Below are 24,418 nucleotides of genomic sequence, written 5' to 3' on the forward strand. Positions count from 1 at the left end.
CTTCCCCCTCACTCGGCCGCGGCCGCGAGGCGGCCGGCGGCGAGCGCAGCACATTCGGCGAGCACCGCCGAGGCACGAGCGATCGGATTGGTCAGGTAGAATTCGGTCACGGCCGGCCGGAACCCCGCCCGGTCGCAGCTCCCGGTCCGTTCGGCGAGCGCGACGAGCGCCGACGTGTCGGCCGGCTCGACATGCTCGATGCGGGCGAGATGGGGATGACCGGCATAGAGCGCGGCCCGCAGCTGCTGCAGCGAATCGTAGGGCAGCTTCACCCCCAGCACGTCCGACAACGCCCGCAGCACCGCCCAGTCCTCGCGCGCCTCGCCCGGCGGGAACGCCGCACGGTTGGCCATCTGCACGCGCCCCTCGGTGTTCACATAGGTGCCGGACTTCTCGGTATAGGCCGCGCCCGGCAGGATGACGTCGGCGCGGTGGGCCCCGCGGTCCCCATGGGTGCCGAGATAGACGACGAAGGCGCCCGGCGCGATATCGAGCTCGTCGGCGCCCAGCGCGAAGATGACATCCGCCCCGCCCGGCGCCGCGATGGCGGCGGCGTCAAGCCCGCCCTCGCCCGGCACGGCACCGACATCGAGCGCACCGACCCGCGCGGCGGCGGTGTGCAGCACGCCGAAGCCGTTCCAGCCATCCTTGACCGCGCCGACGGAGAGCGCGAGCCGCGCGGCGAGCGCCAGCACGGCGGCACCGTCCGCGCGGGCCACAGCCCCCTGCCCGATCAGCACCAGCGGCTTCTGCGCCGCCTTCAGCGTTTCCGCGAAGGTGCCGGCGCCGACCATGTCGGCCAGCGTCTCGGGGCCGGCGCCGAGGTAGTCATAGGCATAGGTGAGGTCGACCCGCTCGCCCACCAGTCCGATGGGGAAATTCCCCTTCAGCCAGCGCTTGCGGATGCGGGCGTTGAGCACGCTCGCCTCGCGGCGCGGGTTGGCGCCGATGATCAGCAGGGCATCCGCCTGCTCGATGCCGGCGATGGTCGGGTTGAAGATGTAGCTCGCGCGGCCGAGCGCGGGGTCGAGCCTCGCGCCATCCTGCCGGGCGTCGATGCTCGCCGAACCCAGGCGGGTGACGAGATCCTTCAGCGCGAAGACCTCCTCGACCGAGGCGAGATCGCCGACCAGCGCACCGACCCGGGTGCCCGGCACGCCCTTCACCTTCGCGGCGATGGCGGCGAAGGCCTCCGGCCAGGTGGCGGGCTTCAAGCGGCCGTCGACGCGCACATAGGGGCGGTCGAGACGCTGGGTCTTCAGGCCGTCCCAGATGTAGCGGGTCTTGTCGGAGATCCACTCCTCGTTCACGTCCTCGTTGAGGCGCGGCAGCACGCGCATCACTTCGCGCCCGCGCGTGTCTACGCGGATGTTGGAGCCGACCGCGTCCATCACGTCGATGGATTCGGTCTTCACCAGTTCCCACGGGCGGGCGTGGTAGGCGTAGGGACGCTGCGTCAGCGCGCCGACCGGGCAGAGGTCGACCACGTTGCCCTGCAGCTCGGACGTCAGCGCCGCCTCGAGATAGGTGGTGATCTCCATGTCCTCGCCGCGGCCGATGGCGCCGAGCTCGGCGACGCCGGCCACCTCGGTAGTGAAGCGGACGCAGCGCGTGCACTGGATGCAGCGCGTCATCGAGGTCTTCACCAGCGGGCCGATATACTTGTCCTCGACCGCGCGCTTGTTCTCGGCATAGCGCGAGGTGTCCACGCCATAGGCCATGGCCTGGTCCTGCAGGTCGCACTCGCCGCCCTGGTCGCAGATCGGGCAATCCAGCGGGTGGTTGATGAGCAGGAACTCCATCACGCCTTCGCGCGCCTTCTTCACCATCGGGCTCTTGGTGAGCACGACGGGCGGCTCGCCGTTCGGGCCGGGGCGCAGGTCGCGCACGTTCATGGCGCAGCTCGCCGTGGGCTTGGGCGGACCGCCCTTCACCTCGACGAGACACATGCGGCAATTGCCGGCGATGGAGAGCCGCTCATGGAAACAGAAGCGCGGAATCTCGGCGCCGGCCGCCTCGCACGCCTGCAGCAGCGTGTATTCGGCGGGAACCTCGACCTCGATGTCGTCGACGATGATCTTGGCCATCACTTCGCCTCATGCGCTGCGCGATAGGCCGCGAGCATATCCGTCACGAGAATTCCATCGATCCGCATGCCGTCCAGACGGCACTCCGAGATCGACACCCCGACCAGATCGGCACGCGCGATGCGCGCGCCCGATACATTCGCGCATTCCAGCGTGAGGCCCGAGAAATTCACGTTCTTCACCGACCAGCCCGACATGTTCACATCGTCGAAGCGGGATCCGGCCAGATTGACGTCGACGAAGATCGACCCGGAGAGGTTGACGTCGTTCGCATCGATCCATTCGACAGTCTTGCGAAGTTCCATCCCCGTCACTCCGCCGCCACCGGCACGGGCACCGGATCGGAATGCGGGTTCGCCGCGTACTGGTCGATGCGCTTCTCGATCTCGGGGCGGAAATGCCGGATCAGGCCCTGGATCGGCCAGGCTGCCGCGTCGCCGAGCGCGCAGATGGTGTGGCCCTCGACCTGCGTCGTGACCTGCAGCAGCAGGTCGATCTCGCGCTTCTGGGCGCGCCCCGCCACCATCCGGTCCATCACCCGCCACATCCACCCGGTGCCCTCGCGGCAGGGCGTGCACTGGCCGCAGCTTTCGTGCCGGAAGAAATAGGAGATGCGGGCGATCGCCTTGATGACGTCGGTCGACTTGTCCATCACCAACACGCCGGCGGTGCCGAGGCTCGACTTCACCGCTCGGGTGCCGTCGAAGTCCATGATCAGGTCGGCGCACTGGTCGGCCGGGATGATCGGGCACGAGGCGCCGCCGGGGATGATGGCGAGCAAATTGTCCCAGCCACCGCGCACGCCGCCGCCATGCTTGTCGATCAGTTCCTTGAACGGGATGCCCATCGCCTCCTCGACGATGCAGGGCGTGTTCACATGACCGGAGATGCCGAACAGCTTGGTGCCGACATTGTTGGGGCGGCCGATGCCGGCGAACCACGCCGCGCCGCGACGCAGGATGGTCGGGGCGACGGCGATCGATTCGACGTTGTTCACCGTGGTCGGGCAGCCATAGAGCCCGACATTAGCCGGGAAAGGCGGCTTCAGGCGCGGCTGGCCCTTCTTGCCCTCGAGGCTCTCCAGCAGCGCGGTTTCCTCGCCGCAAATATAGGCGCCGGCGCCGTGGTGGACATAGACGTCGAAGTCCCAGCCATGGACGTTGTTCTTGCCGATCAGGCGCGCCTCATAGGCCTGGTCGACGGCGGCCTGCAGGTGCTCGCGCTCGGTGATGAACTCGCCGCGCACATAGATGTAGGCGGCGTTGGCGCCCATGGCGAAGCCGGCGATCAGGCAACCCTCGACCAGATGGTGCGGGTCGTGGCGCAGGATCTCGCGGTCCTTGCAAGTGCCGGGCTCGGATTCGTCGGCATTGACGACGAGGTAGTGCGGGCGCCCGTCATTGTTCTTGGGCATGAACGACCACTTCAGGCCGGTCGGGAAGCCGGCGCCGCCGCGGCCGCGCAGGCCCGAGGCCTTCATGTGCTCGATGATGAAATCGCGGCCGGCGTCGAGGAACAGCTTTGTGCCGTCCCAGGAGCCGCGCTTCAGCGCGCCCTGCAGGCCCCAGTCGTGATAGCCGTGGATATTGGTGAAGATGCGATCCTTGTCGGCAAGCATGGTTCGCTCCTCAGTTCGGCTTTTCGCCGTCGGGATCCGACGGACGCCAACCGGTCTTCAGCTTCGCAGCCTGCTCGATCCACTTGTCGCGCGAGGCGCGGCCGGGGAAACCCTCGAGGTTCTGGTCGATCCATTTGAGGTTGTCCCGCGACCAGGCGGCGATCTGGTCGAAATGGTAGACGCCCAGCCGGTTGAGCAGCCCCTCGATCTTGGGGCCGACGCCCCAGATCAGCTTGAGGTCATCGGCCTTGCCTTCGCGCGCGGCGTCGATCGGCGCGGGCTTGAAGGCATCGGGAACCTTCTCGGAATCGGCGGCGCCGGCAGCCTTCACGGCCTCGGCGACAGGCTCCTTGGCGGGTGCCGGATCGCTCTTGGGCGGGGCCGGCGGCGCGGAAGGCGCGGCCGCGGGCGGCGGCGTGGGAACGGTCTCGCCATTGGCGCGGGCGGCGAGCGCCTCGCGCGCGGCGGCCAGCCCGGCGCCGGTGCCGACCATCGAGCCGTCGAACAGTTCCGGCGCGGTCAGCGTCTTCGGGCCCGTCACCGGCTCGGAGGAGCGACGCCCGTTCTGCGGGCCGGTCTTCGGCGTCTCGCCACGGGCGAGCGCGTCGATAATCACCTCGAACTGCTCGGGGGTGAGATCCTCGTAGACATCCTTGAACACCTGCGCCATCGGCGCGTTCACGCAGGCGCCGGCGCACTCCACCTCTTCCCACGACAGCGTGCCGTCGGCGGAGAGATGGAAGGGGTCGTGATGGATCTTGCGCTTGCACACCTCGATCAGCGCACCCGCCCCCATCAGCATGCAGGGCGTGGTGCCGCAGACCTGGACGTGGGCGCGCGAGCCGACCGGGTTGAGCTGGAACTGGGTGTAGAACGTCGCGATCTCGTAGACGCGGATGGGAGCCATGCCGAGCATGTCGCCGACCACGCGCATGGCGGGCTCGGACAGCCAGCCGCCGGCCTGCTCCTGCGCGCGCATGAGCAGCGGAATCACCGCACTGGCCTGCCGGCCGGCGGGGTATTTCGCGATGGTCTGCTGCGCCCAGTCCTGATTCTCCGCCGTGAAGGCGAAGCTCTCGGGCTGGACTTCCTTAGGCGCGAGCCTGCGGACGGACATTGAGCACCCTTCCGATCGAACCGCTTGGCGAACCGCTCAGCGGTCCACCTCTCCGAACACGATGTCGAGCGACCCGAGGATCGCCGAGATATCCGCGAGCATGTAGCCGCGGCAGAGGAAATCCATCGCCTGCAGATGCGCGAAGCCGGGCGCGCGGATCTTGCAGCGATAGGGCTTGTTGGTGCCGTCGGCGACGAGATAGACGCCGAACTCGCCCTTGGGCGCCTCGACGGCGGCGTAGACCTCGCCGGCGGGCACGTGGAAGCCCTCGGTATAGAGCTTGAAGTGGTGGATGAGCGACTCCATCGAGCGCTTCATCTCGCCGCGCTTGGGCGGCACGATCTTGTTGTCGACCGCGGAGACCGGCCCGGCTTCCTTGAGCAGGCGCTGGCAGCACTGGCGCATGATGGAGGCGGACTGGCGCATCTCCTCCATGCGGATGCAATAGCGGTCGTAATTGTCGCAGTTCTTGCCGATCGGAATATCGAAATCCATCTCGGCATAGCACTCGTAGGGCTGCGCCTTGCGCAGGTCCCACGCCGCGCCGGAGCCGCGCACCATCACGCCGGAGAAGCCCCACGCCCACGCGTCCTCGAGGCTGACGATGCCGATATCGACATTGCGCTGCTTGAAGATGCGGTTGTCGGTGAGCAGGCCCTCAAGGTCGTCGCACACCTTCAGGAACGGGTCGATCCAGGCGAGGATGTCCTCGACCAGCGCGGTCGGCAGGTCCTGGTGGACGCCGCCGGGGCGGAAATAGGCGGCGTGCATCCGGCTTCCCGAGGCGCGCTCGTAGAACACCATCAGCTTCTCGCGCTCCTCGAAGCCCCAGAGCGGGGGGGTGAGCGCGCCGCAGTCCATGGCCTGCGTGGTCACGTTGAGAAGGTGCGAGAGAATGCGGCCGATCTCGGAATAGAGTACGCGGATGAGCTGGCCGCGCTTGGGGACATCGACGCCGAGCAGGCGCTCGACGCCGAGGCAGAAGGCGTGCTCCTGGTTCATCGGCGCGACATAGTCGAGCCGGTCGAAATAGGGCACGGCCTGAAGGTAGGTCTTGGCCTCGATCAGCTTCTCGGTGCCGCGATGGAGCAAGCCGATATGCGGATCGACCCGCTCGACGATCTCGCCGTCGAGTTCGAGCACGAGGCGCAGCACGCCATGGGCGGCCGGATGCTGCGGCCCGAAATTGATCTGGAAGTTGCGGACGTTGGGATCGGCCGGGGTCACCGCGTTCATGGGATCTCCTCGCCTCAGCCCGCCTTCGGGGCGGTTGCCTTCTCATCCCCGGGGAGCACGTAGTCGGGCCCCTCCCACGGCGACAGGAAGTCGAAGTTGCGGAACTCCTGCGCGAGCTTCACGGGCTCGTAGACCACGCGCTTGCGCTCGTCGTCATAGCGCACCTCGACGAAGCCGGTGGTCGGGAAGTCCTTGCGCAGCGGGTGGCCGTCGAAGCCGTAGTCGGTGAGGAGCCGGCGCAGCTCGGGGTGACCCGAGAACAGAATGCCGTACATGTCGTAGGCTTCGCGCTCGAACCAGAAGGCCCCCGGAAAGACCGGGGTCGCCGAGGCCACCGGCGTCGTCTCGTCGGTCTCCACCTTGACCCGGATGCGGGCATTCAGCGTGGGCGACAGCAGGTGGTAGACCACGTCGAAGCGCATCTCGCGCTTCGGCCAGTCGACGCCGCAAATGTCGATGAAGCCAACGAACCGGCAGGACGGGTCGTCGCGCAGGAAGGTCAACACCTTGATGACCTGCGACGCCGCCGCGGTCACGGTCAGCTCGCCATAGGCGAGGGTGACCTCTTCCACGGCATCGGGGAGCGCTGCCCTGATGTGCGCGCCCAGCTCCGTCAGTGTCTCGTCCATGTCCGTTCCCGAACCTGTTTTCCCGAGCTCTTGGTCTGCGCCCCCTGCCCTTTCGGGCGGACCGCGTCAGCGTTCGATCGTGCCGGTCCGGCGAATCTTCTTCTGCAACAGCAGCACGCCGTAGAGGAGCGCTTCCGCGGTGGGAGGACAGCCGGGAATGTAGATGTCCACCGGCACGATGCGGTCGCAGCCGCGCACGACGGAATAGGAATAGTGGTAGTAGCCGCCGCCATTGGCGCAGCTGCCCATGGAGATCACGTAGCGCGGCTCCGGCATCTGGTCGTAGACCTTGCGGAGCGCGGGCGCCATCTTGTTGGTCAGCGTGCCGGCGACGATCATCACGTCGGACTGGCGCGGCGAGGCCCGCGGGGCAAAGCCGAACCGCTCGACATCGTAGCGCGGCATCGAGGTCTGCATCATCTCGACCGCGCAGCAGGCGAGGCCGAAGGTCATCCACATCAGCGAGCCGGTGCGCGCCCAGTTGATGAGGTCGTCGGTGGCCGTGACGAGGAAGCCCTTGTCAGCGAGTTCCGCATTGACCTCGAGGAAGAACGGATCATCCGCGCCCACCGGCTTGCCGGTGCGCGGATCGATGATTCCCCGGGGCGCGGGGGCGACGGCGGGGCCGGTGCCGGCACTCAATCCCATTCGAGCGCTCCCTTGTTCCACTCATAGACGAAGCCGACCGTCAGCACGCCGAGGAAGATCATCATCGACCAGAAGCCGAAGCTGCCGAGCTCCCCGAACGTGATCGCCCACGGGAACAGGAAGGCCACTTCGAGGTCGAAAATGATGAAGAGGATTGAGACGAGATAGAAGCGGACATCAAACGTCATGCGGGCATCGTCGAACGCATTGAAGCCGCATTCATAGGCCGACATCTTCTCCGGATCGGGCCGGCTGAAGGCCAGAAGGAAGGGCGACACCAGAAGCGCGATGCTGATCACCAGCGCCACGGCGATGAAGATCACGACCGGAAGATAATCGTGCAGCAGGCTGCTCATCGCCATGCGTCTCCGGAAAGCTGGTTCGCCATGTGCACCCATCCGCAGTTGCGAAATGTTCAAAGCGACGAGGCAGGCTTATCGCACCGCACTAGGCGAGGCAAGGGTAGGAAAAAGTATGGATCGCATTCTGGCATACAATATTCATAACTTTTTACGCGTTGTCGCCTGACGATCCGCCCCGGACCGCCCCGATGCCTCCGGACAGCGCGCCGTCCGGCGACGGGGCACGATCCGGCCCCATACGAAAACCGCCGGGAATCCCCTGACGGGATCCCGGCGGCGTAATGTTCAAAGCAAGCCTGTGTTCACGGAAGACCTGTGCGGCCCAGCCGCCCGACCGCTAGTCGTAGCGCTCCTGCTGGCGCATCCACTGTGGCAGCGTGTCGGCTGACGGGACGGTGCGGTTCATGTCCATGAACACATCCGGCGGCACGACGGGCCGTTCCTCCACGTAGGGCGTATAGCCGCGCGGTTCATAGGGTGCGACGTACTGGCTCTGGGGATAGGAACGGATCACCTCGCCCGATGGCGTCACCTCGTGCACGATCGTCTGGGCCTGGGCGGCGGCGCCCAGACTTCCGACCAGCAACGCCCCGGCAAGAGCAATACTGATTCTCTTTTCCATCATGAACCTCCGTATTCAAATGCTGATTTTCGCTCACCCGCCGTTGAGATGGTGGCATATTCCAGTCACGTCTTTGACAAGGTACCGATTGAGCACTTCGCCATGGCTCGCGTCCATCCTTCGGTGTCTTGGCTGTTTCTCAAACGAACCGGACGCCAACGCGTTCCATTGGCAAGATCGGTGATCGAGGCGATGTGATCGCCCTGCCGCTACCGCGATCGGGCGCGGCGGCGACCCTGCGGTGTCGGTTCAATCCGGGCGGCCGAGCGCATAGGATCCGGCCGCGGCGCCGTTCAGCCGACGCGCCTGCGCCCGAACAGGAAGGTCGAATGGCCATGGCCCCGCGGATCACAGTGCTCGCTTTGGCGATCGTCGCCGCCGGCGCGAGCGCGTCGAGAGCCGACGACGACCTCGCCCGTCGCCTCGCCGACCCCGGCCAGCAGGTGCTGCAGACCGTCGACTACGCCAATACCCGCTTCTCGCCCCTCTCCGAGATCAGCACCGCAAATGTCGCCCGGCTCCAGGTGGCGTGGACGTTCTCGACCGGTGCGCTGCGCGGGCATGAGGGGGCGCCGCTCATCGTCGACAACATCCTCTATGTCCACACGCCCTTCCCGAATGCGGTCTATGCCCTCGATCTCGACCACGAGGAGCGCATCCTGTGGCGATATCTCCCACGCCAGGACGCCGACGTCGCGGCCATCATGTGCTGCGATCTGGTCAATCGCGGGCTGGCCTACGCGCAGGGCATGATCTTCCTGCATCAGGCCGACACGACGATCGTCGCGCTGGATGCGAAAACGGGCACGGTCCGCTGGCGGGTCGCCAATGGCGATCCGAAGAAGGGCGAATCGAACACGGCAACCGTCATGCCGGTGAAGGACAAGCTGATCGTCGGCATCGCGGGCGCGGAGTTCGGGGTGCGCGGGCACATCTCCGCCTACAACATCGCGGACGGCACGCTGGCCTGGCGCGCCTATTCGACCGGGCCGGACAGCGAGATGCGCATCGATCCGGACGCGACGACCGAACTCGGCCGCCCGGTCGGTCGCGATTCGTCGCTGAAAAGCTGGCAGGGCGAGCAGTGGAAGATCGGCGGCGGTGCCACCTGGGGCTGGTTCGCTTACGACCCGAAGCTCAACCTGATCTATTACGGCAGCGCCAATCCGGCGACGTGGAACCCCTCGCAGCGGCCGGGCGACAACAAATGGTCGGACACGCTGTTCGCCCGGGACGCCGATACCGGCGTCGCGCGCTGGGTCTATCAGATGACGCCGCACGACGAATGGGACTTCGACGGCGTCAACGAGACGATTCTCACCGACCAGCTCATCGACGGGTCGTCGACCCCACTGCTCACCCATTTCGACCGGAACGGCTTTGCCTACACGCTGAACCGCGCCACGGGCCTTCTGCTGCGGGCGACCAAGTTCGATCCGTCCGTCAACTGGGCCAAGGGCGTCGATCTGAATCCGGCAAGCCCGGCCTATGGCCGGCCGATCCGCGATCCCGCCTACAGCACCGAGGCGGAGGGCGAGGACGTCACCTATAAGGGCATCTGCCCGGCCGCGCTCGGCAGCAAGAATCAGCAGCCGTCGGCGTTCTCGCCCGCAACCGAGCTCTTCTACGTGCCGGCCAGCCATCTCTGCATGGATTACGAGCCGTTCCATGTCGACTACGTCGCGGGCCAACCCTATGTCGGCGCGACGCTGAACATGTATCCGGCACCGGGCGGCGACGGCCGGACCGGCAGCCTGATCGCCTGGGACATTCGCGGCGGCCGGGCGTTGTGGTCGGTGCCGGAGCGTTTTTCGGTATGGTCCGGCGTGCTGGCGACCGCGGGCGGGCTCGTCTTCTACGGCACGCTCGAGGGCTATTTGAAGGCGGTGGACGCGGCCACCGGCCAGGAACTCTACCGTTTCAAGACGCCATCGGGCATCGTCGGCAATGTGACGACCTACCGGCATCGGGGCCGGCAATATATCGCCGTGCTGTCCGGCGTCGGCGGCTGGGCGGGAATCGGGCTCGCCGCGGGATTGACCGATCCCAATGCCGGCTCCGGGGCGCAGGACGCCTACGCCGCGCTCGACCAGTACACCGCACTCGGCGGCCAGCTCACCGTCTTCGCGCTGCCCGAGCGCTGATCCCAGCGCACGCGCTCCGCGCGGTGCCCCGGGCGCGTTGGCAAGCGTGCCCTGCAATGGCATCTCGCCCGCATGCCACGGCGCCACTAGGCCTCGGTGCGCACGAAGGAGCATCCGCTTCCCTGCCCGCTCGTTCGGCGGCGGAGCCGCATAAGCGCCGGCGCGACGATGGCGGGGCCGGCATCACCGCCTGCAACCCGCCACCTGATCGGGTCGCGCGAAACAGCTCGTGGCGCAGCATCGCCCACGCCGGCCGGCAGCGCTCCCAACAGAAAAAGGCCGGAGACGATTGTCTCCGGCCTTTGCTTCAGGTCTGCAGGAGGATCAGAACTTGTAGTTCACACCGAACTTCAGGGTCTGCATCGTCACGTCGAAATCGCCGCGCCAGTTCTCATACACGTCGTAGTTCGGGTGGTAGTCGATGCTGCCGAGGTCGGCATAGAGATATTCGACCTTGACCGTCCAGTTGTCGGTGAGCGCGTATTCCACACCACCGCCCAAGGTCCAGCCCCACAGCGTGTCGCTGGCCGAGAAGGCCGCCGAGCCGTAAGCCACGTCGTCATAGGTGAAGGTGACGGCCTCGTTGACCTTCACGTTCGCCCAGGCCAGACCGCCCGTGACATAGGGGAGGAACCGGTCGAAGGCATAACCGAGGCGGGCGCGGACCGTACCGAAGGTCTCGATCTTGGTGTTGATCAGGCCGTACTCGGAGTAGCCGGTGTAGTAGCCCGCCGCGTCGAGAGCGGCCATCTCGCCGCCACCGTACGGCACGAAATACTCGTCAGCCCAGTAGGTGGCGCTGTCCTTCATGTCGGCGAACTGAACGTCCGCTTCGAAACCGAGCACCACATTGTTGCTGAACTGATAGTTGTAGCCGATCTGGGCGCCGCCGAACCAGCCATCCGGCTCCTGCTTGCCGGTGCCATTGAAGCCGTAGTCGTAGACATAATAGCCGTAATAATCGCTCGCCGCAGCCTTCACCGTCGGCACTTCGCAATTGCAGTCGTAGTCATAGTACCAGTCGAGGTACTTCTGCCACTTGCCGGAGTCGCCGACTTCACCCCAGCCGTAGCCGACGTTGGCGCCGATGTAGAAGCCGGTCCAGGTAAACGCCGGGGCAACCACCACCGGGGGAGCCTTGACCGGGTAGGACATATCGGCCGCGAAAGCGGACCCGGCCGCAATCGAAACCCCAAACGCGACAGACGCAAGCAGCAACTTCTTCATGGCAGTCCCCCAGACTTGATTAGCTCGAAGCTATGCGCCTCCCGCCCCGGTTGCTAGTGTATTTGGGTCACACCCACCCACGATCTGACGGCCGCTGCTGCGGAATGAGGCAACTAATTACCCGCAGATGCCGCGGCGGTATCGCCAGCCGCTCAAATGTTAACCAAGCAGAAAGGAACCGGGCCCGGAGCCGATGCTTGGGACCGCCGCCGACGTTACTTTGCACTCAAATGATTCGTGTCAGGCGATTCGGGCGGCGTGGTTGTCATAGCGCGGGCCGCCGCTCCGGCGGGTGACGACGCCGACACCCTCCTCGGCCGCACCGATCACGATCACCTCGCCGAGACCGCTGGTCGCGAGGAAGCGGCCCGCCTCGCGGGTGGGCGCGAGGCCACAACCGTCGACGAGCGGCACGGCGCCGAGGAACCGCCCGTCCCGCGCCCACACCCCCACGCGATTGCCGCGCGGGCTGGCGGCGGCGACATAGGCGCCCGACACATCGAACGAGACCGAACCGATATAGCTGCGGAAACCGCGCCAGGCCTCGTCCGGCGCATCGAAGGGCTGCAGGCGTCCCTCCGGCGTGAGGCGATGGACCAGCGGGCGCGCGATTCCGTCGGCGAGCAGGTCCTGCGCCGCCACGACCACCGAGCCGTCCGCCGCGCCCGCGAGGTGGCGCAGGGACAGCGAGGCGAGATCGGCGTCGAGAGCGGCAAGCGCGCGCGTCTGCCCGCTGCGCGGATCGAGTAGCGCGACGCTGGCACCGGCGATGTCGGCGCCGATCGCCTCCGGCGTGTGCGGCTCGATCCCGCCATTGGCCACCACCAGGGCATCGCCGGCCGGCAACAGGTCATGGGGACCGATGCCGGACGACGGCCACTCCGCCACGATGGAAAAGCCGTCACCGACATCGCGGAGCGTCACCGTCCCCTGCCCGCTGGCGCCGTCGATCTCGACGGCAAGGAAGCGGCGCCCATCCGCGACGAAACGGCCATGGCCGGAAAAGACGCGCCCGGCACCGGGCTCGAAGCTCGCGAGCACCGTGCCGACTCGCCGGTCGAACCGCACGGCGGTGGTGCCCGGCCGGCGCGCGACCGCGACCGCCGTGCGCCCGTCCGGGCTCGGCTCCACCCAGTGGAGGCGCTGGGCACCGGCCGACACGAGCGTCGGCGCCGCGTCGCGGCCCATCATCACCGGCGCAAACCCGCCGGGAACCGCCGCCGTCGCCAGCCACTCGGCATCGCCTTCATGGTCGCGGGCATGAGCGAGGCCGAGGAGGCTACGCGAGGCAAGTGCCAGCCCCCCGAGGCGGGTGAACAGCACGCGGCGCGAGGTCTCCAAGGCAGCCATCTCGTCCCTCCCGCGTCAGTCGCCGTCGAGCGCGTTGAAGCCGAGCGGCACGCCGAGGCCGGAGGCCAGCGGCTCCGCCACCGTCTTCTGCGCCGCCTTCAGCGCGGTGACCGCAGCCTCGATGGATTTGCGTCCGCGCGCATCGGTCGCCGCGGCGCCGACATCCGCCGGCAGGCGCTCCACCGCGGCCAGCGAGGCCTGCCCGGCCTTGTCGACGGTGGCGCGGGATTTTGCGTCGAGCCCCTGCGCCAGGCGCTCCGAGAGCGCTTGCGCGCTGGCGACCACCGCGAGCACGGTCTCGCGCGAGCGCCCGCTGCGACGGCGGTCGGCGAGCGCGGGCTTGGCATCCTCGGCACTCTTGCCCAGAACGACGAGCAGGCGCTGGTCGACGACGCGCTGATAGGCGCCGGCGAGATCGGTCACGATCTGGCTCAATAGCGCGTTTGGATCGGGGAAGAAGACCGGGTCCGGCTTGCCGGCCTCGAGCTGTGCCAACAGGCCACTGTTGCGGTCGCCCCAGCCGCTGCGGATGCCGCCGGCGATCTCGGCGAGATTGCCGGCGACCGCCCGGCCGATCGCGCAGCGCCGTCCGGACTCGGCGCCGGAGACGAGCGCGGCGTCGGCGCCGTCGTCATACAGCAGGCGCTCCAGCGCCGGCAGGCCCTGCACCGCGGCGCTAAGACGTGCGAATCGTTCCGGCGCGAGGCGCTCCTCGGTGGGGTCGGCGATCAGCTCGGCGAGGGAGCGGGCCACCGCGTTGCGGCGCTCGGGGAACAGGTTGAAGCGGTCCGCGCGCAGCGACAGCACCACCGGGCCGAAGGTGATGAACTCGACCGCCGCCCACGCATCGGAAACGGCAGCAAAGCGCGTCTTCAACTCCACCAGCCCCTCGCGCGAGGGGGCCTTGCAGAAGGCGTTCCAGGCGGCGAGTTGGGCACGCGCGGCCTCGTCGAGCGCGGCATAGCGCGGCAGCAGCCAGTCCGCGACGATGTCGGGCGCCTTCACCGCGTCGGCATGCGCGAGGCGGCTCGACAGCACCTGCGTCAGCAATGCCGCCGCACCGGCGAGCACCGGCAGCGACTGGCCGATCTGGGCGGTGAGCGCCACGACGAGCGCGACCAGGGAACGCCACATGCCTCAACCCTCGCCTTGGCCACCGTCAGCGGGTGGCGACATAGTCCACCAGCACGCGCCGGTCGCGCTCGGACAAAGCCTCGAAACGGGTCCGCGCGCCGGCGGCCTCGCCGCCGTGCCAGCGCACGGCATCGGGAATCGTGGCGGCGCGGCCATCATGCAGCAGGCCTCCCCCGGCGGCGAGCGCGGCGGAAAGGCCGGCGAGCGGCGCGGTGCGCCAGTCGCGCGCGCCGACACCCGGCACGCCGACCGGGTCGGCGAGCCCCTCGCCCATGTCGTGCAGCAGCACGTCGGTGAACAGGCGCGCCGTCCCGCCGTCCCGGAGCGGCAGGCCTGGGCGATGGCACGCCGCGCAGCCTAGGGACGCGAACAGCGCGGCGCCGCGCGGGTCCGCTTTCGCCTCCGCGGGTGGCGGCACCGGCAGGTCGCGCAGATAGGCGACGAGGCGGGCGACGATGGCGCCGCCGATCTCGCTCTCGCCTTCGTTCTCCCGTCCGTGCGGGGCGTTGCGGCAGGCCGTCTGGATTTCCGTGCAGTCGCCCCACGGCTCGGGGCCCAGCGGCGTCGACAGGCCGAGGTCGAGCGCAAAAGCCTCGGAGGTCTGGCCCTCCAGCGTCGCGTGGCTCGCCTTCCAGCCGAAACGGCCGATCGCCGAGCCGCCCTCCGGCGTCGCGAGCCGGCGGGCGCGGCCCCGGATGCCATCGTCGTCGCGATCGTCGGGATCTTCGAGCGCGAGGATGGCGGCATCATCCACCCGCTCCAGCAGCCCGCGCCCGCGCAGGTCGGGAGCCGCGCGCAGCGACAGATGCGTGGCGGCGTCGAGCGCGCCATAGCCGGGGGATTCGATGCGGGGGACGCGGGCGCCGGCGGCGGAGACGTCGACGAGGATCGCTCCCTCCCCCGGCACGCCGGGCAGCGTCATGGTCTCGAGGCGGTGGCCATAGGTGGGATCGGGGAGTCCGTCGGCGCGGATCAGAGACAGCACGAGCCCGAGACCCTCCGGCCGCCCCTGCGCATCGAGCGCTGTTGCGCCGCGCCCGGCGCCCGGGTGGCAGGCGGCGCAGGAGCGCGCATCATAGAGCGGGCCCAGCCCGTCATTGGCGCGGGTCGAGCTCGGCGCCGGCACCCAGGCGCGCTTGAACAGCGCCTTGCCGATGGCGACGTCGAGGCCGGCATCGTCGGCGTGAGAGGGCACCGCGCCGGCAAGGGCCGCCACAACGAAAGCCGCGACAAGGAGAGCCCGCGCCATCTCAGGTGACCCGGAAATAGCCCATCATACCGGTCTCCATATGCTCCAGTATGTGGCAGTGGAACACCCAGTCTCCCGGCGCCGCGACGAAGGCGATCTCGACCGCCTCGCCGGAGCCGACCAGCACCGTGTCGCAGAAATGGCGCGGCAGGCGGGAATTGCCCGAGGCGATCACCTCGAAGGCGTGGCCGTGCAGGTGCACGGGATGAGCGAAGCGGGTGCCGTTGCGGATCTCGACGCGGTAGCTTTTGCCCTCGCTCATGCGGGCGAGCGGGGGCGGCACGGCGCGACGCGCGCCGGTCGGCCAGGCTTCCTGGTTGATCGCCCAATAGGTGGCGGCGCCGACGCACAGGCTGTCGAGCAGCGCTTTGGCGAGCGGGTCGTCCGGCGGCAATCCCGCCTGCGCGATCGCCGCGTCGGTCGCCTGCTGCAGCGTGAACGAATAGCGCTGCGCCCGCTTCACATCCGGGCGCGGCAGCTGCGCCGCCGGCAGCGCCAGCGCGCGGAACGGGCGCTTCTTCAAGGGCGAGGCGGCCGCTTTCAGCGTCGCGAAGTGATAGATGTCGGCGCTGCGATAGTCGCCGACGCGCACCTCGCCGCCTGCCGCGGGCATGCGCAGGTGCAGGTCGATGCGCTGGGCCGGCCCCATGCGCCAGACGCCATCCGGCAGGTCGTCGAGATGGATCGGGATCAAGGCATGGCCGTCGACGGCGATGAGCGCGGCATCGGCGCCCTCGACCGAGATGTCCATGATCCGGGTGGAATCGACGTTCAGGATGCGCAGCCGGACATCGCCGTTGGCGGGCGCTTCGAGCGTGAGCGAGGGCTTGCCGTTCACGGTGCGGGTCGCGCCGTAGGTGCCGGCCTTGGCGGCGCCGTCCGGCTCGGACATGGCGAGGAAGGTGCCGTCCTCCGCCAGCCGCCAGTCCTTCAGGCAGAAGATGTGCTCGGCGTCGAATTCGGGATCGCGCGGATCGTCGACGATGAGGATGCCGGCGAGCCCCTTGCCCGCCTGCCCGGTCTCGTCGCAATGGGGATGGAAGAAGAAGGTGCCGGGGTCATCGAGCGGCACGCGATAGGCGAAGCTGCCGCCCGGCGGCACCAGCGGCTGGGTCAGCGTCGGCACGCCGTCGAATTCGATCGGCAGCCTTATGCCGTGCCAGTGCACGGTGGAGCCCTCGTCGAGGCCGTTGCTGAACTCGACGTCGAGCCGCTCGCCGCGCTTCGCCCGGATCAGGCGGAAGGGCTCGCCGTCATAGGCGAGGATGCGCGTCGCCGGGCGCCCCTCGCCGAGCAGGTTCAGTTCCATCTCGCCGGCCGAGAGGGTCAGCCGGCGACCCGCCGAGGGATCGGAAAGCCGGCGTGCCGCCGCGTCGCCCCTGGCGAAGCCGGCGACGGACGGCGCGAGGGACGACGCGGCAAGGGCCGCGCCGCCCGCGAGCAGAGCGCGACGCGAGAGCATCGCGCCCGTCATCACTCCGCCTGCACCTTGTCGGGATCGTCGAGGCTGTCGGAGCCCTCGACCTTGATCTTCAGCTTCAGCGCGGCGACCACGCCCTCGATGGCGCGGGTCTGCGCGACGAGGCCGTCGACCAGGTTCTGCACCAGCTTGTTGCCCTCGACATTGCCCTCGCCGATCATCTGGTCATAGGCCTGCTTGCCGGCATCCGCCTCGTCCTTCACCGCCTTGGCGGCGGCAAGCGCGGCGGCGAACTTCTCGTCGGCGACCTTGGCGGCTTCCGGCGCCTTGGCACTGGCGAGCGCGGCGACCGAAGGCCCCTCGACCACCGAGCCGTCGACGCGGGTGTACTTGCCGTAATAGATCGCGGTCATGCCCGCCTCGTCATAATAATGCGAGTTGTGGGTGTTGTCCGAGAAGCAGTCGTGCTCCTCCTCCGGATCGTGGAGGATGAGGCCGAGCTTGGTGCGCTCGCCCGCGAGTTCGCCATAAGACAGCGAGCCGAGGCCGGTGAGGATGACCCCGAGGCCGGCATTGTCCTTCTTCGCCAGCAGCGCCTTGCGCGCCTTGCCCTTGGCGCCCCACGCCGTCGCCATCTCCTGAAGGTCGCTGACGAGCAGGTCGGTCGCGGCCTTCAGATAGGCGGCGCGGCGCTCGCAATTGCCGCCGGTGCAGTTCTTGGTGTCGTAGTCGGTGGCCGGGCGGTTGCCGGCGCCCGGGCCGGTGCCGTTCAGGTCCTGGCCCCAGAGCAGGAACTCGATGGCGTGGTAGCCGGTCGCGACGTTCGATTCGACACCGCCGGCCTCCTGCAGGCTCTCCAGCAGCTTCGGCGTGATCTTGGTGGCGTCGATGGTCTTCTTGCCGACGCGGATCTTGGTGTTGGCGATCACGTTGGCGGTGTAGAGCGGGTTCTCGTCCGAAGTGGTGCCGTAGCTCTTGTCGACATAGTCGATCAGCCCCTCGTCGAGCGGCCAGGCGTTCACCTTGCCCTCCCAGTCGTCGACGATCGGATTGCCGAAGCGGAAGCCCTCGCTCTGCTGGTAGGGCACGCGCGCGGCTTTCCAGGCGGCTCTCGCCTTGTCGAGATTCTCGGCCGTGGGCGTCGCGATCAGCGTCCCGACGGCGCCCTGCAGATCCTTCGCCGTCTTCAGGCTGTCGCCGTACATCGCCTCGGCGATGTTGGCGTAGGTCACGAGGATGTCGCGCGGCTTCGGCGCGGCGGCGGGCGTTTCAGCGACGGCGGGACCGGCCACGAGGGCGGCGCCCAGCGCCACGGCGGCGAACAGAGAGAATGCTCGCATGGATGTCTCCTGGGAGGGCGCCCGGACAGAGCGGACGAGTGCCGGCACTCCTACGCCACGCGAAACCGCCGTCGCAAGATGAGGCGAGAAGATTGGAATTAGTGTACTTAAAGGGTCGATCGCCAATGCCATGACAATATCGGCACGGGGCGCCAACATTGGAATTTTTCTTATCTGCACGGCAACAGGGTGAAGCCTCGTCTAGCGGCACCCAAGCAATATCTTACGTTACGTCACTTAGATTCGCCAGCGCCGGCACGGCTGGGGCCGCTGCCGCGCGCTCAGTCCGCCACCTCGATCAACGGCGCCAGCGCCGCGGCGAGGTCCGCCTCGGTGACCGCCGCCAGCGGCATGAGCACCTTCGCCGCTTCGGTGCGCCGGCCGGGTCGCATGACCAGAATCACCGTCTCGGCGCCGCCGCAGGCCGGGTCGCCGCAGGAAATCTCGCTGATCGACACGGTCGCCTCCGCACCGACGCCGAGCAGAGCCCTCGCCTTGTCGGCGAGTTCGGCTGCCGCGTCCGGTGCCCGCGGTTCGCGCCTGAAAAAGAGCCGTGCCAACGGTTAGCCTCCCGCATCGAAGATCAGGTCCGGAGCATGATGCCACCAACGCGGCAAAGGTGAGACCGGCCCGACCATCGAGCCCGGTGGAAGGCGCCGGACCACCCCGAAGTATTCATCTTGAATTATTTAGAATTATAATAATCAATGAAGATAATTCTTGCCCGCTCGGCCTATCATCCTTAGAAATTCCAGCAATATCTCGACAGGGTCCGAACCATGGACCCGCCGCCGCTTCGCGAGCCCTTCATCCCGGCTGGGTCTCGCGGGTTGCGCGGGGCGACGACTCGCGCTCCCTCACGACGTCGCCCCGCGCTTTTCTTCATGACGTGCGCTGACCTCACGCCCGCCGCCGGGCGCGCTTGCGTGCCATATGGCGCGGCGCCAGCAGCCGTGCGAGCGCGGCGCCGTTGAGGATATGGCGATCGCGGCCATCCTCGTGATCCTCGAAGATCAACCCGGCAAGGCCGACCCGTTCGTCCTCGACGGCACGGGCGACCAGCGCCACCGGCCCCAGATGCACCCGATTGCCGACGGCCGGGCGATCGTCGAAGCGCTCGGCGAACACTTCGGCGATGGTCATGTCCCGCTCGTGGGCGGCAATGGTGAGGCCGTACAGGTCGGCGATCACGCCGATGCGGATATCGCCCTTGAACGGGAAGGCGGCGGCAAGCTCCACGTCCGGCGCGTTCTCTCCCGGCACGAAGAGGCGGTCGAGCCGCCCCACCCGCTCGGGCGGCGCGAGGACATAGGCATAGTCGCCCGGGCGAGGCTGGCCGGCCTGCTCGGCGCTCAATATCGCCCCCTCGCGCACCACCAGCAGCATCTGCGCCCAGCCCGGCAGCGTGCCGTGGCCGAGCACAGGGCTGCCGGCCATCACCGGATAGGCGACGAGTTCGTAATCCAGCTGGCCGGGCAGATCGATCTCGAAGCGCCGCACCTCATGGGAGGCCTCGGCGAGCGCGACGCCGGTCTTGCGTGCGGCCCAGGTCAAGGTCCAGCCCTGAACGACGAGCGAGACGATCACCACCGTGAAGGCGACGTTGAAGAACACCTCCGCGCTCGCCACTCCCGCCAGCGTCGGGATGGTGGCCAGGAAGATCGACACCGCCCCGCGCAGGCCGACCCAGGAGACGTAGAGCTTCTCGGAGGAGCGGAAGCCGAAGGGCGCGAGGCACAGCCACACCGCCACCGGCCGGCCGACGGCGATCAGGAATACGGCGATGACCAGCGCCGGCAGCGCGTAGTCGAGCACCTTGCTCGGCGTGACCAGCAGGCCGAGCATGACGAACATCACCAGCTGGCAGAGCCATGTCGCGGCATCGTGGAAGCTGGTGATCGAGGCGATGGCCCGCACCGGCCGGTTGCCGAGCACGAGGCCGGCCAGATAGACGGCGAGGAAGCCCGAGCCGTCCGCCACCGCCGCCAGCCCGAAGATGACCAGCGCCGCCCCCACCGCGAGAAGCGGGTGCAGCCCGCTCGGCAGGTCGAAGCGGTTGAGCAGCAGCGCGAGGCCGAGACCGCCGGCGACGCCGACCGCCGATCCGATCAGCGCCTGCTGGCCCAGCGCCAGCAGCACGTCCCAGCCGAGCCCGCCGTGGCCCTGCGCGATCAGTTCGACCAGAAGGACGGACAGGAAGATGGCGGCCGGATCGTTCGTCGCCGATTCGATCTCGAGCAGGGAGCCGACGCGCTTCTTCAGTTGCAGGCCGCCGGACTTCAGCAGGAAGAACACGGCAGCCGCGTCGGTGGAGGCGACCACCGCTCCCACCAGCAGCCCTTCGAGCAGCGGAAGCCCCAGCACCAGCATCGCCACCACGCCGACCAGCGCGGCGGTGATCACCACGCCCACCGTCGACAGCAGCACCGCCGGCCCCAGCGTGCCGCGGAAGCTCGACAGGCGCGTGCGCAGCCCGCCGTCGAACAGGATGATGGCGAGCGCCACGGACCCCACCAGATAGGTCGCGCGGTAGTCGCTGAAGTGGATCTGGCCGGGCCCGTCCTCGCCGGCCAGCATGCCGATCACCAGAAAGACCAGCAGCAATGGAGCGCCGAAGCGGGAGGCGACGAGGCTGGAGAAGATGCCCACCACCATCAGCGCGGCGGCGGCCAGCAGGAAGATGTTGGTGAGAGTGATGATCTCCATGCCGCCGATCGCCCGCCGATTGCCCGGCATCAGGATGCCGTGTCCCGGTCGAGAATTCGAGCCTCACAGGCGCGTTTCCCGGGCGCTTCGGCAAAACGGCGGCACACGGTTAAGGAAATCCGCGCCTCCGGCCGCCGGCTACCAGCCGCCCGTCCACGGTGGCGGCAGCGGGCGGCCCGTTCGCTCCAGAATGCCGAGCGCCGCGGCGTGCCCGCTCGCAAGACAGGCCTGGAGCAGGTACCCCCCGGTCGGCGCCTCCCAATCCAGCATCTCGCCGGCGACGAAGACTTCCGGGCGTGCCCGCAGCATGAGGTCGTTCCCCACCGCCTCCCGGGTGACGCCGCCTGCGGTCGAGATGGCGCGTTCGATCGGCGCCATCGCGGTCACGCGCAATCTCAGCCGCTTGATGCGGGCGGCGAGTGCGGGGGCCTCATGCGGCAGCGGAGTCTCGCCCTCCCGCAGCAGGCTGATCGCGACGGGCGAGAGGCCGCCGGCCTTGCGCAGATGGTTGGCGAGGGACCCCTTCCCCCTCGGCTTTGCGAGGCGGGCCGCCAGCGCCTCCTCGGCAAGGTCCGGGCGCAGATCGAGCGTGAGTTCGGCACGGCCCTCGCGCACCACCGCCTCGCGCAACGGCGCCGACAGCGCGTAGATGGCGCCGCCCTCCAGCCCGCGCTCGGTCACCATGACCTCGCCGCGCACGCGCTCGCCCCCGTGTTCGAGCACGACGGGCTTCACCGGCTCGCCCGCGAAGCGCGTGCGGAAGATGTCGGACCAGCCGATGGTCACGCCACAATTCGCCGGCCTGAGCGCCGCGACCGGCACGCCGGCCGCGCGCAACGCGTCGACCCAGCCGCCGTCGGAACCGAGGCGCGGCCAGCTCGCGCCGCCCAGTGCGAGGAGCGTCGCGTCGGGGCGGCGCTCGACCTGCCCCGCGACGGTCGCGAATTGCAGGGCGCCGTCTGCCGCCCAGCCCCGCCAGTCATGCCGTCCGTGGAAGCGGACGCCGAGAGCCGCGAGCCTTGCGAGCCACGCCCGCAGCATCGGCGACGCTTTGAAGCCCTTCGGGAACACCCGCCCGCTGGAGCCGACGAAGGTCGGCTCGCCGAGTTCGGCAGCGAGCGCGCACAGCCGGGAAGGCGGGTAAGCGTCGAGCATCGGGGCGAGCCATCCGGCCGCCTCGCGATAGCGGGCGAGGAACGCCGCGCGCGGCTCGGAGTGGGTGAGGTTCAGCCCGCCGCGCCCGGCGAGCAGGAACTTGCGGGCCGGCGAGGCCATGCGGTCATAGACGTCGACGGCGCAGCCGGCCTCGGCCAGCACCAGCGCCGCGACCAGCCCAGCCGGGCCGGCACCGATGATGGCGATGGAGGGAATTGCCGAGTCTGTGTCGGGGGATGCCGGCACCTGTTTCCATCCTGATTCAAGCGGTCGGGCCGGCCGTGCTGGTGCCGGCCGGTTCACACGCGTTCGTGGCCGCCCCGACATGCGGGGCGGGGCGCCGGAGGTCAAGTTCGCGAGTCGTTTCCGCGACTTGGCGCGCCCCGGTGGGAGCGCGATTCCGCCTGTTGAGGCGGGGATTCAGCCGCGACGGCACGCTCGCAAAAAGAGTCGGAAAATCCTCGTAAATTACTGACTTACATTATTTTTTCGGCATCAGCGACATCGGCGACGCGCAGGTTCACCTGATTGCGACCCTGCCAGCTGTCGATCTCGATCTGCCCGGCCACATGGACGAGCCGTCCGCGCGCGCCGAGCAGGGCGTGACCCAGCGGCCCCTGCGCGGCGCGGAAGGCGACGCCGGAGATCGTCGATCCGTCCGCCGCGCGCAGCCGCACCCGCACCGTATCCGCCGCCCCCGCCTCGGCATGGACGAGGCGATGGGCGGGAAAGGCGAAGGTCGGCTGCGGGTTCCCCGCGCCATAGGGCCCCGCCCGCTCGACCATCTCGACGAGCTCGGCGGTCGCCGCCCCCGCCCCCAGCGCGCCGTCGAGCGCCAGTTCGTCGACCGCGCGCGCATCGAAGACGGCATCGGCGAGCTCGGCTTCGAGATAGGCGCGCAGCGCGCCGAGCCGGTCGCGGCCCAGCGTGAGGCCGGCGGCCATGGCGTGCCCGCCGCCGCGGGCGATCAGCCCGTGCTCCGCCGCGCTGCGCACCACCTTGCCGATATCGACACCGGGAATGGAGCGCGCCGAGCCCGTGCCGATCTCGCCGGTGAAGGCGATGGCGAGCGCCGGCCGACCGAATTTCTCCTTGAGCCGGGCGGCCACCAGCCCCACCACGCCCGGATGCCAGCCCTGACCGCTGGCGATCACGATCGCCCCCTCCCCGGTCCGCCCCATCGCGGCTTCCGCCTCGGCCTCGGCTTCGGCGAGGATGGCCTGCTCCACCGCCCGCCGCTCGGTGTTGAGCCGGTCGAGTTCAGCGGCGATGGCCCCGGCCTCCACCGGATCGCGCGTCAGCAGCAGCCGCGCGCCCAGCGTCGCGTTGCCGATCCGCCCGCCGGCGTTGATGCGGGGGCCCAGCAGGAAACCGAGATGCCAGGCCTTGGGCGGCCCCGACAGCCGGGCGACGTCCATCAGCGCCGTCAGCCCGGGCCGCTCGCGCCGGCGCATGGCGATCAGTCCCTTGGTCACGAAGGCCCGGTTGAGGCCGGCGAGCGGCACCACGTCGGCCACGGTGCCCAGCGCGACCAGATCGAGCGCCGCCAGAAGATCCGGCTCCGGCCGCGCCGCGCTCCACCAGCCGCGCCGGCGCAGTTCGCGCACGAGGCCGACGGCGACGACGAAGACGAGGCCGGCGGCGCACAGGTGCCCGAGGCCGGAGAGATCGTCGGCACGATTAGGGTTCACCAGCCCGGCCACGTCGGGAAGCGTCTCGCCGGTCTGGTGATGGTCGATCACCACCACGTCGAGGCCGAGGTCGCGGGCGCGGGCAAAGGGCTCGAAGCTCGCCGTGCCGCAGTCGACGGTGACCAGCAACCGCGCGCCGCGTCCGGCCAGCGCCTCGATGGCGGGGATGTTGGGGCCGTAGCCCTCGAAGATCCGGTCCGGGATGTGGAACAGCGGGTCGAGCCCGCCCGCGCGCAGCACCTCGACCAGCAGCGCCGTCGCGGTGGCGCCATCGACGTCATAGTCGCCGAACACCGCGACACTCTCGCCCCGCATCACCGCGTCGGTGAGACGCTCCACGGTCGGCACCATGCCGGTGAGCGTGTCGGGATCGGGCAGCAGGCGGCGCACGGTGGGATCGAGGAAAGCCTCGACCTCGTCGATGCCGACGCCCCGCCCGGCCAGAACCCGCGCTAGCAGTTCGGGCACGCCGTGGCGCTGGACCATGGCCATGCTCACCTGCCCGGCGCGCGGATCCAGCCGCTCGCGCCAGCGCCGGCCGGTCGCCGACAGCTCGACGCCGAGGAAGGGTCGATTCGTGCTCATGCCGCGATCAAGCCGGGCGACAGGGCGGGAGTCGAGTCCGGCGCTGCACCGCGTCATCGCCGCGTCACCATTCCGTTACGACAGCTACACGGGAAACC

Annotated in this window: 20 protein-coding genes; 1 reads left to right on the forward strand and 19 read right to left on the reverse strand. The window is 68.9% G+C overall.

From position 1 onward, the window contains the following. Window positions 1–8: 8 nt before the first annotated feature. The 9 genes from nuoG to ACEUEL_RS08890 all read right to left on the reverse strand — a co-directional run bounded on the left by nuoG (window position 9) and on the right by ACEUEL_RS08890 (window position 8,319). The gene (nuoG, locus tag ACEUEL_RS08850) at window positions 9–2,087 is read right to left on the reverse strand and encodes an NADH-quinone oxidoreductase subunit NuoG (protein ID WP_405704048.1); all 2,079 of its coding nucleotides are present in this window, start codon (window positions 2,085–2,087) and stop codon (window positions 9–11) included. Then, complete coding sequence (locus ACEUEL_RS08855; RefSeq protein ID WP_405704049.1) at window positions 2,087–2,392, reverse strand: pentapeptide repeat-containing protein; 306 nt, start codon at window positions 2,390–2,392, stop codon at window positions 2,087–2,089. Before ACEUEL_RS08855 ends, nuoG begins: the two co-directional genes overlap by 1 nt. Window positions 2,393–2,397: 5 nt before the next feature. Further along, complete coding sequence (nuoF, locus tag ACEUEL_RS08860; RefSeq protein ID WP_405704050.1) at window positions 2,398–3,705, reverse strand: NADH-quinone oxidoreductase subunit NuoF; 1,308 nt, start codon at window positions 3,703–3,705, stop codon at window positions 2,398–2,400. Window positions 3,706–3,715: 10 nt separating this feature from the next. Further along, entirely contained in the window at window positions 3,716–4,822 is a 1,107-nt protein-coding gene (gene nuoE / locus ACEUEL_RS08865; protein WP_405704051.1) for an NADH-quinone oxidoreductase subunit NuoE, read from the reverse strand. A gap of 36 nt (window positions 4,823–4,858) precedes the next feature. Beyond that, the gene (locus ACEUEL_RS08870) at window positions 4,859–6,058 is read right to left on the reverse strand and encodes an NADH-quinone oxidoreductase subunit D (protein WP_405704052.1); all 1,200 of its coding nucleotides are present in this window, start codon (window positions 6,056–6,058) and stop codon (window positions 4,859–4,861) included. A 14-nt stretch (window positions 6,059–6,072) separates the two neighbouring features. Then, window positions 6,073–6,687, reverse strand: a complete 615-nt coding sequence (locus ACEUEL_RS08875) for an NADH-quinone oxidoreductase subunit C (protein ID WP_405704054.1) — start codon at window positions 6,685–6,687, stop codon at window positions 6,073–6,075. Between the two features lie 66 nt (window positions 6,688–6,753). Continuing rightward, window positions 6,754–7,335, reverse strand: coding sequence for a NuoB/complex I 20 kDa subunit family protein (locus ACEUEL_RS08880; protein ID WP_405704055.1), 582 nt, complete (start codon window positions 7,333–7,335; stop codon window positions 6,754–6,756). Next, window positions 7,326–7,691: an NADH-quinone oxidoreductase subunit A gene (locus ACEUEL_RS08885; RefSeq protein ID WP_405706668.1), complete on the reverse strand. Its 366-nt coding sequence runs from the start codon at window positions 7,689–7,691 to the stop codon at window positions 7,326–7,328. Before ACEUEL_RS08885 ends, ACEUEL_RS08880 begins: the two co-directional genes overlap by 10 nt. A 343-nt stretch (window positions 7,692–8,034) precedes the next feature. Beyond that, window positions 8,035–8,319, reverse strand: coding sequence for a hypothetical protein (locus ACEUEL_RS08890; protein WP_405704057.1), 285 nt, complete (start codon window positions 8,317–8,319; stop codon window positions 8,035–8,037). Between the two features lie 329 nt (window positions 8,320–8,648). Between ACEUEL_RS08890 and ACEUEL_RS08895 the strand changes: the two genes are divergently transcribed. After that, window positions 8,649–10,463, forward strand: a complete 1,815-nt coding sequence (locus ACEUEL_RS08895) for a methanol/ethanol family PQQ-dependent dehydrogenase (RefSeq protein ID WP_405704058.1) — start codon at window positions 8,649–8,651, stop codon at window positions 10,461–10,463. Between the two features lie 324 nt (window positions 10,464–10,787). Here the strand turns inward: ACEUEL_RS08895 and ACEUEL_RS08900 are convergent, their stop codons facing one another. The 10 genes from ACEUEL_RS08900 to recJ all read right to left on the reverse strand — a co-directional run bounded on the left by ACEUEL_RS08900 (window position 10,788) and on the right by recJ (window position 24,320). Further along, window positions 10,788–11,618: an outer membrane protein gene (locus tag ACEUEL_RS08900; protein WP_405704059.1), complete on the reverse strand. Its 831-nt coding sequence runs from the start codon at window positions 11,616–11,618 to the stop codon at window positions 10,788–10,790. 312 nt (window positions 11,619–11,930) lie between these two features. Then, the gene (locus tag ACEUEL_RS08905) at window positions 11,931–13,040 is read right to left on the reverse strand and encodes a DUF1513 domain-containing protein (protein ID WP_405704060.1); all 1,110 of its coding nucleotides are present in this window, start codon (window positions 13,038–13,040) and stop codon (window positions 11,931–11,933) included. A 15-nt stretch (window positions 13,041–13,055) separates the two neighbouring features. Continuing rightward, on the reverse strand, window positions 13,056–14,174 hold the full coding sequence (locus tag ACEUEL_RS08910) for an imelysin family protein (RefSeq protein WP_405704062.1): 1,119 nt from the start codon (window positions 14,172–14,174) through the stop codon (window positions 13,056–13,058). Between the two features lie 25 nt (window positions 14,175–14,199). Further along, entirely contained in the window at window positions 14,200–15,423 is a 1,224-nt protein-coding gene (locus tag ACEUEL_RS08915) for a di-heme oxidoredictase family protein (protein WP_405704063.1), read from the reverse strand. Window position 15,424: 1 nt separating this feature from the next. Then, the gene (locus tag ACEUEL_RS08920) at window positions 15,425–16,885 is read right to left on the reverse strand and encodes a multicopper oxidase family protein (protein ID WP_405704065.1); all 1,461 of its coding nucleotides are present in this window, start codon (window positions 16,883–16,885) and stop codon (window positions 15,425–15,427) included. A gap of 11 nt (window positions 16,886–16,896) precedes the next feature. Next, complete coding sequence (locus tag ACEUEL_RS08925; RefSeq protein ID WP_405704066.1) at window positions 16,897–18,183, reverse strand: imelysin family protein; 1,287 nt, start codon at window positions 18,181–18,183, stop codon at window positions 16,897–16,899. 281 nt (window positions 18,184–18,464) lie between these two features. Next, window positions 18,465–18,743 (reverse strand): hypothetical protein, encoded by a 279-nt coding sequence (locus ACEUEL_RS08930; protein ID WP_405704068.1) that lies wholly within the window; start codon window positions 18,741–18,743, stop codon window positions 18,465–18,467. Between the two features lie 340 nt (window positions 18,744–19,083). Further along, a complete protein-coding gene (locus ACEUEL_RS08935) occupies window positions 19,084–20,919 on the reverse strand; it encodes a potassium/proton antiporter (RefSeq protein WP_405704069.1) in 1,836 nt (611 codons plus the stop codon). A gap of 108 nt (window positions 20,920–21,027) precedes the next feature. Then, window positions 21,028–22,290, reverse strand: coding sequence for a TIGR03862 family flavoprotein (locus ACEUEL_RS08940; protein WP_405704070.1), 1,263 nt, complete (start codon window positions 22,288–22,290; stop codon window positions 21,028–21,030). A gap of 230 nt (window positions 22,291–22,520) precedes the next feature. After that, window positions 22,521–24,320, reverse strand: coding sequence for a single-stranded-DNA-specific exonuclease RecJ (gene recJ / locus ACEUEL_RS08945; RefSeq protein WP_405704072.1), 1,800 nt, complete (start codon window positions 24,318–24,320; stop codon window positions 22,521–22,523). Between the last annotated feature and the right edge of the window lie 98 nt (window positions 24,321–24,418).

The sequence above is a fragment of the Ancylobacter terrae genome (assembly GCF_045108345.1).
GTDB lineage: Bacteria > Pseudomonadota > Alphaproteobacteria > Rhizobiales > Xanthobacteraceae > Ancylobacter.